10 protein-coding genes are annotated in these 15,653 nt (G+C 71.5%); 3 read left to right on the top strand and 7 right to left on the bottom strand.

Annotated features, from left to right (window positions below; genetic code table 11):
- Positions 1–155: 155 nt before the first annotated feature.
- The 4 genes from ACIOHP_RS40075 to ACIOHP_RS40060 form a co-directional block, all read right to left on the bottom strand.
- On the bottom strand, positions 156–2,375 hold the full coding sequence (locus ACIOHP_RS40075; RefSeq protein ID WP_401895198.1) for an ATP-binding cassette domain-containing protein: 2,220 nt from the start codon (positions 2,373–2,375) through the stop codon (positions 156–158).
- A 174-nt stretch (positions 2,376–2,549) separates the two neighbouring features.
- On the bottom strand, positions 2,550–3,308 hold the full coding sequence (locus tag ACIOHP_RS40070; RefSeq protein WP_401895197.1) for an NUDIX domain-containing protein: 759 nt from the start codon (positions 3,306–3,308) through the stop codon (positions 2,550–2,552).
- Between the two features lie 127 nt (positions 3,309–3,435).
- Positions 3,436–5,352, bottom strand: a complete 1,917-nt coding sequence (locus ACIOHP_RS40065) for a glycogen debranching N-terminal domain-containing protein (protein WP_401895329.1) — start codon at positions 5,350–5,352, stop codon at positions 3,436–3,438.
- A 1,151-nt stretch (positions 5,353–6,503) separates the two neighbouring features.
- Positions 6,504–8,027 carry a DUF4192 domain-containing protein gene (locus tag ACIOHP_RS40060; protein WP_401895194.1) on the bottom strand — a complete coding sequence of 508 codons (1,524 nt, stop codon included), beginning with the start codon at positions 8,025–8,027 and terminating at the stop codon, positions 6,504–6,506.
- 173 nt (positions 8,028–8,200) lie between these two features.
- Here ACIOHP_RS40060 and ACIOHP_RS40055 point away from each other — a divergent pair, with 173 nt between their 5' ends.
- Complete coding sequence (locus ACIOHP_RS40055) at positions 8,201–10,366, top strand: RecQ family ATP-dependent DNA helicase (protein WP_401895193.1); 2,166 nt, start codon at positions 8,201–8,203, stop codon at positions 10,364–10,366.
- 313 nt (positions 10,367–10,679) lie between these two features.
- Positions 10,680–11,315 carry a hypothetical protein gene (locus tag ACIOHP_RS40050; RefSeq protein WP_361549289.1) on the top strand — a complete coding sequence of 212 codons (636 nt, stop codon included), beginning with the start codon at positions 10,680–10,682 and terminating at the stop codon, positions 11,313–11,315.
- A gap of 461 nt (positions 11,316–11,776) precedes the next feature.
- On the opposite strand, the gene ACIOHP_RS40045 is transcribed toward ACIOHP_RS40050, so the two are convergent.
- The 3 genes from ACIOHP_RS40045 to ACIOHP_RS40035 all read right to left on the bottom strand — a co-directional run bounded on the left by ACIOHP_RS40045 (position 11,777) and on the right by ACIOHP_RS40035 (position 13,890).
- Positions 11,777–12,415, bottom strand: a complete 639-nt coding sequence (locus tag ACIOHP_RS40045; RefSeq protein WP_361549291.1) for a hypothetical protein — start codon at positions 12,413–12,415, stop codon at positions 11,777–11,779.
- A gap of 67 nt (positions 12,416–12,482) precedes the next feature.
- Positions 12,483–13,184, bottom strand: coding sequence for a ribonuclease HII (locus ACIOHP_RS40040; RefSeq protein ID WP_401895191.1), 702 nt, complete (start codon positions 13,182–13,184; stop codon positions 12,483–12,485).
- 82 nt (positions 13,185–13,266) lie between these two features.
- Positions 13,267–13,890, bottom strand: a complete 624-nt coding sequence (locus ACIOHP_RS40035) for a TetR/AcrR family transcriptional regulator (RefSeq protein ID WP_401895189.1) — start codon at positions 13,888–13,890, stop codon at positions 13,267–13,269.
- Positions 13,891–14,076: 186 nt separating this feature from the next.
- Here ACIOHP_RS40035 and ACIOHP_RS40030 point away from each other — a divergent pair, with 186 nt between their 5' ends.
- The gene (locus tag ACIOHP_RS40030) at positions 14,077–15,624 is read left to right on the top strand and encodes an MFS transporter (protein ID WP_361483067.1); all 1,548 of its coding nucleotides are present in this window, start codon (positions 14,077–14,079) and stop codon (positions 15,622–15,624) included.
- The last annotated feature ends 29 nt before the right edge of the window (positions 15,625–15,653 follow it).

Raw genomic sequence — 15,653 nt, 5'->3', positions numbered from 1 at the left:
TTGTCGGCGCTGGCCTCAACTGCCTTGAGGTCTTTGGTGAAAAGCACACGAAAGGGTGATCGCTCACCCCGTCGCAATTGACGCCTTATCGGAAAGAAATGGGCTTTCCACGGGGAGTTGTGCGCAGAGCAGGACCGGACGGGCACGGGCGGTCGTCATCGGACCCTGCTGCGCAGGGTCGTGAGCACATATGCGCAGAGCAGGGCCATCAGCGACAACGTCAGCGCACCACCCACGGGTTGGACGATCATGCGCGCCGCAGCGGAGAGATAGCGCTCGCCACCGAAGGGCCACTGCAGCAGGAGCCCTTCGCGCAGCCGCAGCGGAAACCCGGCCGCCGTCCGCACAGCCGGTCCTTCCAAGGCCTTTTGTACGAGGGGTACGACCACGACGGGTACCGCGACCACCGCCGCCAGCCCGGCCGTGGTGGAGCGGAAGATTCCGGCGGCCAGCACGCCGGCCCAGGCGCACCCGATCACGAGCCCGAACCAACTCGCGCTCAGCGGCAGCCAGTCAGCGGGAACTTGCGCGAGCTCCCGTCCGTAGAGGAGATAGAGCACTTCGGCGTCGCAGCCCACCGTGAGAAAGGCCAGTAGCAGCGCGGTGGCCGCGGAGACGACGAGTTTGGCCGCGAGCAGCCCCAGCCGACGGGGCACGGTGCCGCGGTCCGCCGCCAGGGCGGGGTGGCGGAACTCGTCACCGAAGGCGAACGCCCCTAGCAGCCCCGCGCCCAGAGCCGCGGGTGGCAACGGCAGCTCCTGCGGCCACGCGGCCAGCAGGCGGTGCTGCGGGGTATGGCCGACACGGGCGAGGAGTGCGGCGGTCAGGGCGGAGACGACGAGTACGGCGGCCCCGGTGAGGAACCCGGTCCCGACACCAGCGGCCCGGCGCAACTCGTACCGCAGCGGGCGGAGCGGGCTGGGAGCGGGGCGGACGGAGATGGGGGGCGGGAGTTCGGAGAGGGCGTTGCGGGTGGTGACTCCGGCAGCGGGTCGGAGCCTCGTCGGACCCTGAGGCGAGGCACCCTTGGCCGGGTGCAGTGCGACACCGGCGGAGGGTTGCCCGGTGGTCGCGCCGTCGGCCGAGGTATGCGCGGAGGTCGCTGGTCGGTCACTGACGTCGGCTGCCCCCGCACTGTCGGGTTCGAGGGCTCCTGAGTGATCGGCCTCGGCGACGAGCCGCGTCTCGCCAACCTCCCCCTGGTCGGCCTGACCGTCCTGTGCGAGCGGCGACGGCACCTCACACGCCCCACCCGGATCGAGGTGGCCTTCGTGGGCGACAGTCGACGGCGACCGGTCGGTTCCGTCCGAGGCTTCGGGACGGAAGGCGGCCACGTCCGATGGTGGCTCGTCGACAGGCGGCTTCGGCTGGGCTTTCGCCGCTCCGGGCGCAGTGGCTGAGGCCGGACCGTGTGCAGCGGTGCAGGGCTCCCGGATCGTGTCGAGCCGGTGCCCGCCCTCGGTGGCCTGCGGCGCGTCGGGGCAGGCCTCTCCCGCCCCGGGGCCCATGTCGCCGATCTCGTCCGCGAGTTGGTGTACGAGGATGCCGTGGCGGAACGCGGTCTCGCCGACGTCGGCGCAGGTACTGCCGTACACGGAGAGGCGGCTGCCGCCCTCGCGTACGACCTCGACGGAGCGTTGTGCCGTGCGGGCCTCCTTGGTGAGCAGGGTCGCGAGGCGGGCGGCGTGCGGGGTCCGGACGGCGACTCGGGGGCGCAGTCGGGTGCGGGAGAAGTCGGCGGCCTCCTGGTCGGCGACGAGTCGGCCCTCCTCGAGCGTGACGATCCGGTCGGCGGTGCGGGCGGTCTCCTTGGGGTCGGTCGCGGTGATCAGGACCGTGCCGCCCTGGTGCGCGTGGGCGCGCAGCATGCCGTACAGCCAGCGGCTCTCACGGGAGGAGAGCCCGCCGACGGGATCGTCGAGGACGAGTGTGTGCGGGTCGGACAGCAGGGCGCAGGCCAGACCGAGGCGACGGTCCATTCCGCGCGAGAGGGTGCCGAGGCGTTCCTCGCGCAGGCTGACGAGACCGACGACCTCGAGCACTTCGTCGGCGCGACGCACCGGGACGCCCGCGGCGGCGCACAGCATGCGCAGATGGCTGCGGACCGTGCGGGCGGGGTGCCCCGGCACATCGCCGAGGAGCACGCCGACCTCGCGTGACGGATGGGCGATCCGACGCAGGGGGCGCCCTCTGAAGTAGGTGACCCCGCGGCCTTGTTGGAGTTCGAGCATGAGTCTGAGTGCTGTCGTCTTGCCCGCCCCCGGAGCGCCGAGCAGCGCGGTGACGCGGCCCGCGCGTGCCTCGAAGGAAACGTCGTCGACGGCGGGCGGAAGCTCCTTGCGGGGGTTGCTGGTCAGTCCGAAGGCCTGGATCACCCGTAGCAAGATAGCGCGCTATGTCCGATTTTGCGGGCATCGCGAGGCTCGGTCCGCGAGCGGAGAGTGAGCCCGGTCGGACTTGTGTTCGGCGGCTGCGGGCGAGGCCGACCCGGTCCGAACCCCGATGGCTCAGTCACATCTCGCGGCGTCGGCAAGGAGATTGAGTGATCGTCACACTTCGGGGCGCAGCATCGGCGGGTTGAGCAATGTGGCGCCACCGGCCCGGAAGAGCTGGGCGGGGCGTCCGCCCTGACGGGTGGTGGTGCCGCCGGTGGGGACGAGGAAGCCCGGTGTACCCGTCACCTTGCGGTGGAAGTTGCGCGGGTCCAGCGCCACTCCCCACACCGCTTCGTAGACGCGGCGCAGCTCGCCGACGGTGAACTCGGTGGGGCAGAACGCCGTCGCCAGCGACGAGTACTCGATCTTGGAACGGGCGCGCTCCACGCCGTCGGACAGGATCTGGGCATGATCGAAGGCGAGCGGCGCGACCGGTTCGCCGTCCCGCCCGTAACCGCTCTGTTGCAGCAACTCCTCGACCGGCGCCCAGCGGGCGTTGCTGGCGTCGCCGCCCGCGCGGGGCGCGGGGAGGTCGGGGGCGAGCGCGAGGTGGGCGACGCTGACCACCCGCATCCGGGGGTCCCGCTTGGGGTCGCCGTACGTCGCGAGCTGCTCCAGGTGGGCTCCGTTGTCCTGCACGGGAACGGCCGGCTCGTGGGCGCGCAGCCCGGTCTCCTCGGCCAGCTCGCGGGCCGCGGCCTGCGACAGATCCTCGTCGGCCCGTACGAAACCGCCCGGCAGCGCCCAGCGTCCCTGAAACGGCGGCTCGCCCCTGCGCACCGCCAGCGCGCACAGAGCATGGCGGCGCACGGTCAGCACGACCAGGTCCACGGTGACGGCGAAGGGCGGAAAGGCTGACGGGTCGTAGGGCATGCGGCGATCATAGTCGTCTGCCTGACGATAAACACTCCCTTCGTGGCCGCATCGGTGACTGGTCCACCGCGGCTCGAGCGGGTCCCACCGTCCTCCCTGCCGTCGTGCGGCGATACGTTGTACGAGGTCACACTCCCAGTTGCAACCCGTCAGCCGCCTCCTCGACCATCGCGAGGCCCAGACGCCCGACCCGTACGGCGAACGGGGCACCCGCGATCCGCAGTCCGGTCAGAACGATCTCGCCCAGGGGTGCGCTGCGCACCGGGCGCAGGGTGACGGTCTTAGCGGGGGCGTCGGGACGGATGCCCGCGAGCGTGGTCAGCAGCAGCACGCCCGCTGCCGCTGCCGTGGCCGCGGGCCGGCACGCCGCCGGATGCGGGACGGGGGCGCTCCCGTCGGTGCGCTGCTCCCCCGCGTACATCTCGGGCAGCCGGTGGCCGAAGGCTTCGGCCGCCGCCAGTGTGCCCCGCAGCAGGGAGGCCGCCTCCTTCTCGTAGCCGGCGGTGGCCAGGCCGGCGACGGCTACGGCCGTCTCGTGGGTGCGCACGGCTCCCCCGCGGTGGCCGAACGGGTTGTACCCCGCCTCTTTGGCACCCAGACCGCGCAACCCCCAGCCCGAGTCCATGGCGGGGCCGCCCAGCAGCCGGGCCAGCTGTTCGGTCTGCACGTTGTCGAGCAGTCCGGACGCCCGTTCACCCCCGCCCAGCAGACCTGTGTCGAGAAGGTGGACAGTTGCCGCGCCCAGGTGTGGCACGAGTCGGCCGTCCGGAGCGCGGGCGGCCGCGGGCCGGCCACCCCCCAGGTCGTCGATCCAGAACTCCTCCCGGAACGCGGTCCGCAGTTCCTGGGCCCATTGCCGCAGCCCGGCGCCGCCCGGTCTGCCGCAGGCGTCCAGCAGATCGGCGCCGAGCAGTGCGGCGCGATGGGCATGAGCCTGTGTCTCGCAGCGGGCCGGACCGGCGGGCTGGGGATCGCGCAGGTAGGGGGCGTCACCCACGGTGGTTCGCAGCCAGGTCAGGCAGCGTTCGGCCGTGGGCAGCAGTTCTTCCGTGTCGGGATCGGGAAGTCCCCAGCGGCGGGCCTCCGCGAGGAGCACCGGAAAGAGCAGCGTGGCTTCCGTACCGGTGCAGCCCGGCGGGAGTTGGGTGCCCGCGTCGCGTCTGGGCCCGGGGATCATGCCGGACTGCTCTCCCGGGCCCCGGAGTTGGGTGCGGGCAAGGGTGCGCAGGGTGCCCGCGGCCAGCCGGGTACCGAGTGGCAGGAGCATGCGGGCGGCGGCAAGCGCCTCGGCCGGGGCCAGGCCACAGCGCCAAGGGGCTCCGGCGGCCAGGTGTGTGTCGGTGGGATGCGCGGGGTCCCGCAGGAGCAGCGCCTGGAGGTCCTCGATGCTCGTCCGGAGCAGTTCCCGGACTCGGGGATCGTCGCCCGCTGCCCGTGCGGGAGCGAGGGGACTCGTGGCCGCCCGGCCCACGGCCCGCACGGGCCCCGCACCGTCCGGACGGACCCGCAGCTCCACGCTCGCACTGCCTCCCGGGGGCAGGACGAACTCCCAGCGCAGCAACCCGGCCGAAGCCAGCGCGTCGGCGGGCTGCGGGGCCGCCGTGATCGACGAGTTGGCGACGGGAGAGGACCAGCGCAGACCGGAGTCGTGGACGCTCGCGGGCAGTTCGGGTCCGGGGGTGCCGCTCGCGATCGCTCCCAGGTCGGCCAGGTCCGTCCCGAGGGCCACCTCTACCGGTAGGCGCAGCGGGCGTGGGGCCGCGCTGTACAGGGTGATCCGCTCCGTGCCGTCCGCGTGCCGGACGCGCTCGACGACGACGTCCGGGTCCGGGCCCGTGTGCGCGGAGGTCCGAACGGTTCCCAGGAAACGGGCGCTGTCGGCCGTGGTCATGCGCGACTGGACCGCGACGGGTTCACGTCCGGCCACCCGGACCTGGCAGCGGGACAGCACGCGTCGACCGGCCCGGTAGAACCCGTCCAGCCCCCGCCCGGTCAACTGCCCCTGCTCCGTGGAGATCGCGAGGCCCGGGAGAGCGACGCAGATGAGGGCGGTATGGGTGGACGGCAGGTCGACGGGGGGCCGGGGTGGCGGAAGGGGGCTGCCACGACCAGGTGAAGTGGGCGGACGAGCTGTCAGGACGGTGGGCTGGGGTGGTGCCGAAGGGTGGCCTGCGGAAGGCGGAGAGGCGGGCCTTTCACCGGCCGACGGACCTGAGTGGTGTCGCCGACCTGCCGATCGGGCAGGGGGCGATCCGGACAGAACGGCCGGGTCCTGCTCGCCCCGGCCTGGCGGGCCCAGCCCCCTCGCCCGGCTGGCGCGATCGGCCGGCTCGGCCTCCCACGAGGGGCGGGAGACCGAGGGCGTCGCAGGAACGGGACGGCCATCAGGGGTCGCCTCCCACGAAGGCACCGCCGCCGGAGGCATCGCAGAACCAGGGTGACCATCGGGGTGCGCCTCCGATGAGTGGAGGGGACCTGAAGCCGTCACCGGACCAGGGCGTGCGATCCGGCCCGTCGGCCGGGTGGAATACGCCCCCTCCTCGGGCGACGTGGGCGCGTATCGGACCTGGCCGGGGGAGGCAGTGGGGCCACTCGGACTCTCCGGCGCGTGGCGGTCGGCGCCGTCCGCGTGCCGTGGCAGGCCGGTCTGCGGCCCTGGTCCGCTTTCGGCGGAGCGGTCGTCGTCGGCGGCGGCGGGCGGAGTCGGCTGATACATGGGCGGCTTCTTCTGCGCTCTGTGCGCCTCGGGCGTGGTCGGCGTCGGCATGGAGGTTCCTGAACGGCCTGAGCGGCAGGCACACCGGCAAGGCCCGCCCAGGCGTTCCGCCACTCAGGTGAACGGAACAGGGCTCCTCGGGGTCACGCCTGTGACGGCCGAGCCGACCGATTGGCGGCGGGTGTCAGGGCGGCCGTAACGTCCAGGCGCCGACGTGGGCCGCCGTTCCGCAGGCCGGTCCGGTCGTCTGAAATCCCTCGGACAGGAGGTGGGCCGATACACCTGAGGTCGGTGTTCGGCTGGCCGAGGCCTCTGGACGCCGATGCCGATGCGGGCTGACATTCCGAACGGTGGCGTCCGGGTCCGCCGAGGCCCCTGGCCGGCTACGTGTGTGGGCGTGCGGACATACCGAGGACTCAGGTCGGGTCAGCCCAGGATCCTTGGGCACCGGCATGGGCCTGCCTACCAGTTGCTCCCGCTCACACGTCCCCGTCGGTGTCACCGCCCCGACTCCGCACCGCCCTCTTCCGCGTGCGGTTCACCCGCGCGGCCAGCGGCCTCGTGCCTCCCGCCGACGTACGAGGGCGGGAACCGTTGGCCCCCTGTCCCTGCCTCTGCCCCTGCGCCCTGGCGTCCGCGGCGTCACCGGGTCGCGTCCTGCGTCGGCGTCCGGCAGCCGGTGCGGCGCAGGGCGCAGGTCCGTCCACGTCGCCCGCCTCCTGGCCCTCGGCGCCTTCGGGACTTCCGGATTCCGGCTGCTCCCTGTCCCCTCGTTCCGCGCGCAGACAGCGGCGGATCGACTCCGGGTCCAGTCCCTCGTTGCAGGCCTGGTGCAGCAGCCGCGCGAAGAGGTAATCAGGGTCCGCGCCAAGTGCCATGGCCAGGGCTTCCCTGGCCTCCAGGTCGTCGCCGGTGGACCAGGCGACCCAGCCGGCGAGGGTGAGCGGCGCGGCGGCGTGCTCGCCGTACGGGCCGACACAGCGCCGGGCCAGGGCCCGCCACAGCCGGAGTGCGAGGACGGCCTCGTCGCCCTCCATCCACTCGGCCGCGCGATCGCGAGTGGTGCGGTCCTGCAGTCCGAGAATGAGCGTGGCGGCCTCGTCGTGGTCGAGCAATTGATCGTCGCGGAGATCCTCCGTGAGCGTGCCGGACACGGCAGGAGCCAGTGCGTAGCGCTGCATGATCTGCCGCGCCAGCTGCAGCGTCTCCTCTGCCACGCCCGTACGGCTCGCGCCGTCGAGGATCCTCGGGACGATCGCCATACTGCCCGTGTCCAGGGCGATTTCCTGAGCCAGGGCGGAAGCGTTCTCCCAGGGCAGCAGCCTGCCCCGCAACTCCCTGAGCGTGCCGCGCACCTGAAGCCCGGCGTAGGTGGCGGCTGCCGCCAGGACGGACGTGCCGGGCAGTCCCATCGCCTCCCCTTCGGGCGGGCAGCATTCCTCGCTTCCGCAGCAGTAGGACCAGAAGCGGCCGTCCGAAATGCACAGCGCCTCGATCACCGGTACGTCGAGGAGACCGCACTCGACGCGCAGCTTCTGGGCGAGCCCCCTCAGTCGCTCCATCACCTGCCTGCCGGACTCGCCCTTCCCGGGCTCCTGACAGAGATAGGCGACCATCTGCTCGGGGCGGGCTCCCCTGCGTTCGCTGCCGGTGACCAGCCCGTGGGCCAGCTGTCGCGCCACGGCGGGCCAGTCGTCGGCGCTGCCGGGGATGCCGAGCCGGGCCCGGCCCCCGAAGCGGCCCCGTCCGCCCCGGTCATGGAGGGCGACCAGGACGATGCTGTCCTCGGGACGGTATCCGAGCAGATACGGCAGGGCGTCGGCCAGTTCGGCCGGGGTGCGCAGCGTCACCTGATGCTCGGCGCCGTGGCCGTCGTAGGTGGTGCAGTCGAGGTGGCCCATGGGCGTCGCATGCCCGCCGTGCGCACCGTGGGGTGCGCGCGGCTCCTGTCCCGCCGCGTCGCCGTTTTCGGGGGATCCAGTCGTTTCGCTGTGGTTCGTCATGCGCAGACGATCTCGCGGATCATGAAGTTCCGCTTTGCCCTGTGGATAACCCCGACCAGGAACACGTCAATTCACATCTTGACCGCGAGACCTCGTCCACCGGCGCCTCCGCCCAGCGCCCGCCCCGAGCAGTCCGGGCCCGGATTGTCAGTGGCGTCCTGTTGTATGGACGCATGGAGCACACGAGCAACGCCGATCTCCGAGTGGCCGCCGACGCGGTTCTCGCCCGTCTCGTCGGGGACCCCACGGGCACGGCCCGGCTGCGGGAGGACCAGTGGCGGGCGATCGAGGCGCTGGTGGCCGACAAACGGCGGGCCCTCGTCGTACAGCGCACGGGATGGGGCAAGTCCGCGGTGTACTTCGTGGCGACGTCGCTGCTGCGCTCCCGGGGCAGCGGCCCCACCGTGATCGTCTCGCCGCTTCTCGCGCTGATGCGCAACCAGGTCGACGCCGCGGCCCGGGCCGGCATCCACGCACGGACCATCAACTCCTCCAACACGGAGGAGTGGGACACGGTCCAGGCCGAGATCGCGGCCGGCGAGGTCGACGTCCTGCTCGTCAGCCCCGAGCGGCTGAACAACCCTGACTTCCGCGACCAGGTGCTGCCCAAGCTGGCCGCCGCGACCGGGCTCCTCGTGGTGGACGAGGCCCACTGCATCTCCGACTGGGGCCACGACTTCCGCCCGGACTACCGGCGGCTGCGCACCATGCTCGCCGACCTCCCGCCCGGCGTCCCGGTGCTGGCGACGACCGCCACCGCCAACGCGCGCGTGACCGCCGACGTGGCCGAGCAGCTCGGCACGGGGGCCACCTCGGACGCCCTGGTCCTGCGCGGCCCGCTGGACCGGGAGAGCCTGAGCCTGGCCGTCCTGCCGCTGCCGGACGCCGCGCACCGGATGGCCTGGCTGGCCGACCGCCTGGACCAGCTGCCGGGCTCCGGCATCATCTACACCCTCACCGTGGCGGCCGCGGAGGAAGTCACCGCCTTCCTCCGGCAGCGGGGCCACACCGTCACCTCGTACACGGGCAAGACGGAGAACGCCGACCGTCAGCAGGCCGAGGACGACCTGCTGGCCAACCGGGTCAAGGCCCTGGTCGCCACCTCCGCCCTGGGCATGGGCTTCGACAAGCCCGACCTCGGCTTCGTGGTCCACCTGGGCTCGCCCTCCTCCCCGATCGCCTACTACCAGCAGGTGGGTCGTGCCGGACGCGGCGTCGAGCACGCCGAGGTGCTCCTCCTGCCGGGCAAGGAGGACGAGGCGATCTGGGAGTACTTCGCCTCTCTCGCCTTCCCCTCCGAGGACCTCGTGCGACGCACGCTCGACGTCCTCACCCGCGCGACCGGACCGATGTCGCTGCCCGCGCTGGAGCCGCTGGTGGAGCTGCGCCGTTCCCGGCTGGAGACCATGCTCAAGGTCTTGGACGTGGACGGGGCCGTCCACCGGGTCAAGGGCGGCTGGGTCGCGACCGGGGAGCCGTGGGCCTACGACGCGGGGCGCTACGAATGGGTTGCCCGGCAGCGCAAGGCCGAACAGCAGGCGATGCGCGAGTACGCGTCCACGACGGGCTGCCGGATGGAATTCCTGCAGCGCCAACTGGACGACGAGGGTGCCAAGCCCTGCGGACGCTGCGACAACTGCGCGGGGACGCGCTTCACCGCGGATACGTCGACGGCCGCACTGGACGCCGCTCGCGTCGACCTGGGCCGGGCGGGCGTCGAGGTCGAGCCGCGCCGCATGTGGCCCACCGGGCTGCCGGCTATCGGCGTCGAGCTGAAGGGCCGCATCCCGGCAGGCGAACAGACCGCACCCGGACGGGCGTTGGGCCGCCTGTCGGACATCGGATGGGGAAACCGGCTACGCCCGATGTTCGCCGCCCAGGCCCCGGACGGCCCGGTACCCGACGACGTCGCGAAGGCGGTCGTGGGCGTGCTGACCGACTGGGCCAGGGGCCCGGGCGGCTGGGCTTCAGGGGCGCCGGACGCCCCGCCACGGCCCGTCGGCGTCGTCACCGTCCCCTCGCGCACCCGGCCTCAGCTGATCAACTCCCTGGGTGCGCGCATCGCCGAGGTCGGGCGACTGCCGCTGCTGGGGTCGGTGGAGTACGCGGGCGAGGCGGCCCCGCTGTCCCGGAGCAACAGCGCCCAGCGCCTCAAGGCACTCGCCGGAGCCCTCGTTGTGCCGCCCACCCTCTCCGCCGCGCTGGCCGAAGCAGGGGGCCCCGTCCTCCTCGTGGACGACTTCACTGAGACGGGCTGGACCCTCGCGGTGGTCGCCCGGATGCTCCGACGAGCCGGTGCGCAGGGGGTGTTGCCGCTGGTGCTGGCCGTACAGGGTTGATGACGCCGCGTCGCGGTACCCGGTCTCCGACGGCACGCACCGACTGTCTGGCACCTCGGGAGTCCGCGCCTCTCTGAGGTGCGCGGATGTCCCGGGCGTCACATGGCACCTCGCCGGGTAGGGATATAAACCACACACCGCCAGATTCCGGTCAGTGACCCCAATTGCTCGTTGCCGCAACCAAGTTCGACAGGAAGAATTGAAGTCCGCTCCCCGCACGGCTCGCCCGTGGTCCGGTAGGGCTCTGCTGCGGCGTGCGTTCCCCCGAATCCGACCCCGCCCGCAGTGTGGGCGCGTAGCCGAAGGGAGGACCGTGACCTTCGGATTCGCTCCGTCCTCCGCGGCATCCACGTCGACGTCTGCCGACCTGTCCGCCGCATCCAACAACCCGCTGACCCGCATGCTCGAACCCGCGGAGTGGGCCGCAGCCGGAATACCCCTGCTGCGCAACCCCCGGGAGGTCGTCAGCGGACTGCACTCCCGGCATCGCCCGAAGCCGGCGACCGCGATCGTGGCCGTGCTCGATCCGGACGAGCGGCTGTGCGCGAGTGCGTCGTTCATCCGGCGCCCGGCCCCGGCCGATGGCTGGATGTTCCGCAACACGCTGCTCGCCCAGCTGCGCCGGGTCATCCCGCACGATCTGCGGCGCCGCACTCCGGTGCGTACCGCCGTGCTGCTCTACTGCCGGGACGGCGACGCGCGTTGGACGGAAGAGGACGGCGCATGGATGTGGGGCCTGCGGGACGCCTGCACGCTGCACGGGCTGCGCTGCGGTGCGTACATCACGCTGACCCGTGACGGCTGGCAGGTTCTCGGCGAGGGCCGCGGCGGCCGCCGCCCCAACTCCGACTCGTCACCGGAGCCCTTCGCCCTCTCCGAGGCGCCGCCCCCGCTGCCCCGCACCGGCGGTGCCGCCTCGGAAGTCCTGCGCCGCGCGGCAGCCCGCTGAAGAAGCACTGCAGAACCCCGACCGACCCTTGCGGATCAGAGGTCGGGGGAACGCTCCGGACCCAAGCCGATGGAGCGGTCCGGCTGAGCACGCCTACGGATCGCTCCGGTTCGCGTCGCGATCAGCCGCGTATGGCATACGGCATACGGCTTCCAACGGGTCCACGAGCCCGACGATGTCCCCTTGTCCGCCGGCACACGCCTTGGCGCGTCTCAGCGCGGCGTACGACGGACGGACGCGAGGAGCATCGGGCGGCCGCCCGGTGATCGCAGACGACACCTCGATGCCGCGCTGCCGGCCTGCGGCGCAACTCCCCACGGTTTCAGGGCGCACTCGGGCGAGGGCGGACGCGCACGGACCATCCCCACGATCGTCCGCGCACGACAAACCCCCCGCTGTGCAGGTGCCGCCGAAGCGACGCCTTCGTCACCCCCGGGCCCCCCGGACGCGCCGGAACGGGCTCAGACGCCCGCGCCCAGCACCGAGTTGATCTGCTGCGGGTCGCCGCAGACGATCAGCAGGGCACCGGCCCGGCCGTGCGCCAGAGGCAGAACGGTCGCGGCAGAGGAGGCGGACCCGCCGTTGACGGCGACCACGACCACGGGGCGCGTGGCGGCACGGCCCACTGCGGCGGCGTCGGCGTAGAAGACGTCGTCGCCCGCGTCGTGCTGGGCCCAGTAGGAGGCTTCGCCGAAGGTCAGCTCGTGGGTGGCCCACGGGTGCTGCTCGCCGGTGGTGATCACCAGCACCTCGCCGGGGGCACGACCCGAATCCAGCAGCAGGTCCACGGCTTCCTCGGCGGCGTCGAGCGCGCCTTCGGCGGAGGCCGGGATCAGCTGGATCTGCGGGGCTGCCGGAGCCGGAGCGGCGGCGGTGCGGACGGCCGGGCCCGACGGTCCGGGCGTGGCGGCCACGTCATGCGGCGTGCGTTGCACCGGAGGCGTGGGCCGGAGGGGGCCGGGACGGCCGGGACGCGGATGCGCCGCGGGCCGGGGGCCGGGTACGGGACGGGGGGTCGGCGCGGTACGGCCACTGGCCGAAGTGGCGCGGGGACCCTGGGCACTCTCGTGAATCTGAGGCTCCTCGGGAAGGAGAGGCATGGCTGACTTCTATCAAACGTTGGTGCGACTCGCGTCGGCGGGTGGCACATGAGTGCGAGCGGAATGGTCAGAAATCGAATCCGAGTTGGCCCTCGATCTCCGGAACGCCGCCATCCGCCCAACTGCGGGCCTTCTTGAGGTGCCGCCACTGGGGCAGCGCATCAAGATACGCCCACGACATCCGGTGGTACGGGGTGGGTCCCCGCTCCTCCAGCGCGGCCTTGTGCACGGGCGACGGATACCCGGCATTGTCCGCAAAACCGAAGTCTGCATGGTCGATACCCAGTTCGGCCATCATTTTGTCGCGCTGAACCTTGGCGATCACCGAAGCCGCCGCGACGGCCACGCACGACTGGTCACCCTTGATCACCGTGCGGACCTTCCAGGGGACCCCGAGATAGTCGTGCTTGCCGTCGAGGATCACCGCGTCCGGCCGGACGGGCAGGACCTCCAGGGCACGGACTGCGGCCAGCCGCAAGGCGGCCGTCATGCCCATGGCGTCGATCTCCTCCGCGGAGGCATGCCCGAGGGCGTAGGACGTCACCCATTTCCGGAGCTCCTCGTCGAGCGCGGTGCGCCGTTTGACGGTGAGCAGCTTGGAGTCGGTGAGACCTTCGGGGGGCCGACGCAGTCCGGTGATGGCCGCGCAGACGGTGACGGGGCCGGCCCAGGCGCCGCGCCCCACCTCGTCGACACCGGCAATGACCTTCGCTCCGGTCGTGGCACGGAGGGAGCGCTCGACAGTGTGTGTAGGTGGTTCGTACGGCATGGCGCCCTTAGCGTACGCCGCCGGGATCACCCGGCGACACCCCGGTTTCCCCGAGCCCTGCCGCCCCCGGCCTCAGCCACGTTCAGCCGGCACTCGTCCGCAGCAGGGGAACCATCAACTGGTCGATCATCTCCTCAAGATCCCGATCATTCCATTCGCTACCGCACATCTTCGATCGGTACATCATCATCGCCGGTATGGCATCGAAGACGTAGCTGTTCGCCGCATCGGATCTGACCTCATGTCGCTTGATTCCGCGAGTGATGACCTCACGGAGCAACCTGATGGTCGGCTCGACGACCCCGTTGAAGATCACGCCATGGAAACGCTCCGCCTGGATGGGATCGCATTCGTGAATCACGGCACGGAGTGCGAATCCGGGACGCGAGTACATCGCCTCACGCGCCTGTCGACACAGTTCGAGGAGGTCCTCGCGCACGCTGCCCAGATCGGGAGCCGCCTCGATGATCGGCAGCCCGGACTGCAGGGCATCGGCGACGAGGTCCTCCTTGGACGGCCAGCGCCGGTAGACCGCGGCCTTACCGGTCTGGGCGCCGGCGGCGACGCCCTCCATCGTGAGGCCCTTCCAGCCGACCGTACTGAGCTGTTCCAGCGCGGCATCGAGGATCGCGCGTTCGAGCACGGCGCCGCGCCGACGGAGGGAGGCCGCCTGAGCGGGGGCGGCCGTCCAGCGCGAGGTAACCATCTGACTGACTCCAACAAGCAGAGGAAGCGGGGATTCCGGGGATACGGGGACGGTGCGTCGCGACGACGGGGGAATACGCCGCACGACGAGACCTAAGTGAACGCTTGCGTTCACTATGAGGGACTCACTACGGTTGGCGCGACAGTGAACGCGAGCGTTCACTAACGCACTTGTGGGGGACCCATAGTGACAACCTCTCAGTTGATCAAGGAACAGAAGCCAGGTGCGGCTCGTCGGGAAGGACATCCCGGCATCGCGCTCGCCGTCATCGCGGCCTGCCAACTCATGGTGGTCCTGGACGCGACGATTGTGAACATCGCCCTCCCGCACATTCAAGACGCTCTCAAGTTCAGCACCACCGACCTCACCTGGGTCGTCAGCGCGTACACACTCACCTTCGGCGGGCTGCTGCTCCTGGGCGGCCGGGCCGGCGACATCCTCGGCCGGCGCCGGGTCTTCACGACCGGCATCCTGCTGTTCACCTTCGCCTCGCTGCTCGGCGGATTCGCCCAGGAGCCCTGGCAGTTGCTGGCCGCACGCGTCCTGCAGGGTGTCGGTGGCGCGATCGCGTCGCCGACCTCGCTGGCCCTCATCACCACCACGTTCCCCGAAGGCCCGGAACGGAACAGGGCGTTCGGAGTGTTCGCCGCGGTCTCCGCGGGCGGCGGCGCGATCGGCCTGCTCGCGGGCGGCATGCTCACCGAGTGGCTCGACTGGCGCTGGGTGCTCTTCGTCAATGTGCCGATCGGTGTCCTGATCGCCGTCCTCACGCCGCTGTACATCAGCGAGTCCGAACGTCACACCGGCCGCTTCGACATCGCCGGCGCACTGACCTCGACGGCGGGCATGGCGTCCCTCGTCTACGGCTTCATCCGCGCGGCGGACCAGGGCTGGCGGGACAGTCTCACCATCGGTTCGTTCGGCGCGGCGATCGTGCTGCTGGTCGCCTTCTTCTTCATCGAGACCCGGGCGAAGGAGCCGATCACACCGCTGAGGATGTTCGCCGACCGCAATCGCTCGGGCACGTACGTGATCATGCTGAGCCTGGCCGCGGCGATGTTCGGCATGTTCTTCTACATCGTGCTCTTCGTGCAGAACGTGCTGGGGTACACCCCGATCGAGGCGGGTCTCGCCTTCCTGCCAGTGACGGTTGTGATCGCCCTCGGCGCGGGCCTGTCCCAGCGGTTCCTGCCGGTGCTCGGACCCAAGCCGTTCATGATCGCCGGTTCGGCGCTCACGATGATCGGACTGTTCTGGCAGACCCTCATCAGCTCCGACAGCTCGTACGCCGGCGGAGTACTCGGTCCGATGCTGGTCTTCGGTTTCGGCATGGGCCTCAACTTCGTCACGTTGACGATCACCGCCGTCTCCGGGGTCGCCCCGCACGAGGCGGGCGCGGCATCCGGGCTGCTCAACACCACGCAGCAGGTGGGCGGGGCGCTCGGTCTGTCCATCCTGACGACGGTGTTCGGCACGGCCAGCAAGGACGAGGCGGAGAAACAGCTGCCGCAGTTCATGGCCGACGCTTCGCCTGAGCAGAAAGCGGAGTTCGCCAAGACCCACGAGCTGCCCGCTCCGTGGGGTCATGAAGTGCTCACCCAGGGCATCTCGACGGGATTCATCGCCGCGGCCTCGATGGCCGTACTCGCCCTGGCCACCGCCTGGTTCGTCATCCGGGTCCGCAAGAGCGACCTGGAGGCGCTCGCGGGCACGGCGGGCCCCGGAGTCGGCTGACTCCAACTCCACCGGGCCCGCACAGGGTC

The organism is Streptomyces sp. NPDC087859 (genome assembly GCF_044742595.1).
Classification (GTDB): Bacteria; Actinomycetota; Actinomycetes; order Streptomycetales; family Streptomycetaceae; genus Streptomyces; species Streptomyces canus_F.
The sequence above is the reverse complement of the archived record's forward strand: the minus strand, read 5'-3'. Positions and strand labels throughout refer to the sequence as shown.

Coding starts and splice junctions, on each gene's coding strand:
- ACIOHP_RS40070 (WP_401895197.1), bottom strand. CDS start 3,308: ATGCCCTACGACCCGTCAGCCTTTCCGCCCTTCGCCGTCACCGTGGAC.
- ACIOHP_RS40055 (WP_401895193.1), top strand. CDS start 8,201: ATGGAGCACACGAGCAACGCCGATCTCCGAGTGGCCGCCGACGCGGTT.
- ACIOHP_RS40035 (WP_401895189.1), bottom strand. CDS start 13,890: ATGGTTACCTCGCGCTGGACGGCCGCCCCCGCTCAGGCGGCCTCCCTC.
- ACIOHP_RS40060 (WP_401895194.1), bottom strand. CDS start 8,027: ATGACGAACCACAGCGAAACGACTGGATCCCCCGAAAACGGCGACGCG.
- ACIOHP_RS40045 (WP_361549291.1), bottom strand. CDS start 12,415: ATGCCTCTCCTTCCCGAGGAGCCTCAGATTCACGAGAGTGCCCAGGGT.
- ACIOHP_RS40040 (WP_401895191.1), bottom strand. CDS start 13,184: ATGCCGTACGAACCACCTACACACACTGTCGAGCGCTCCCTCCGTGCC.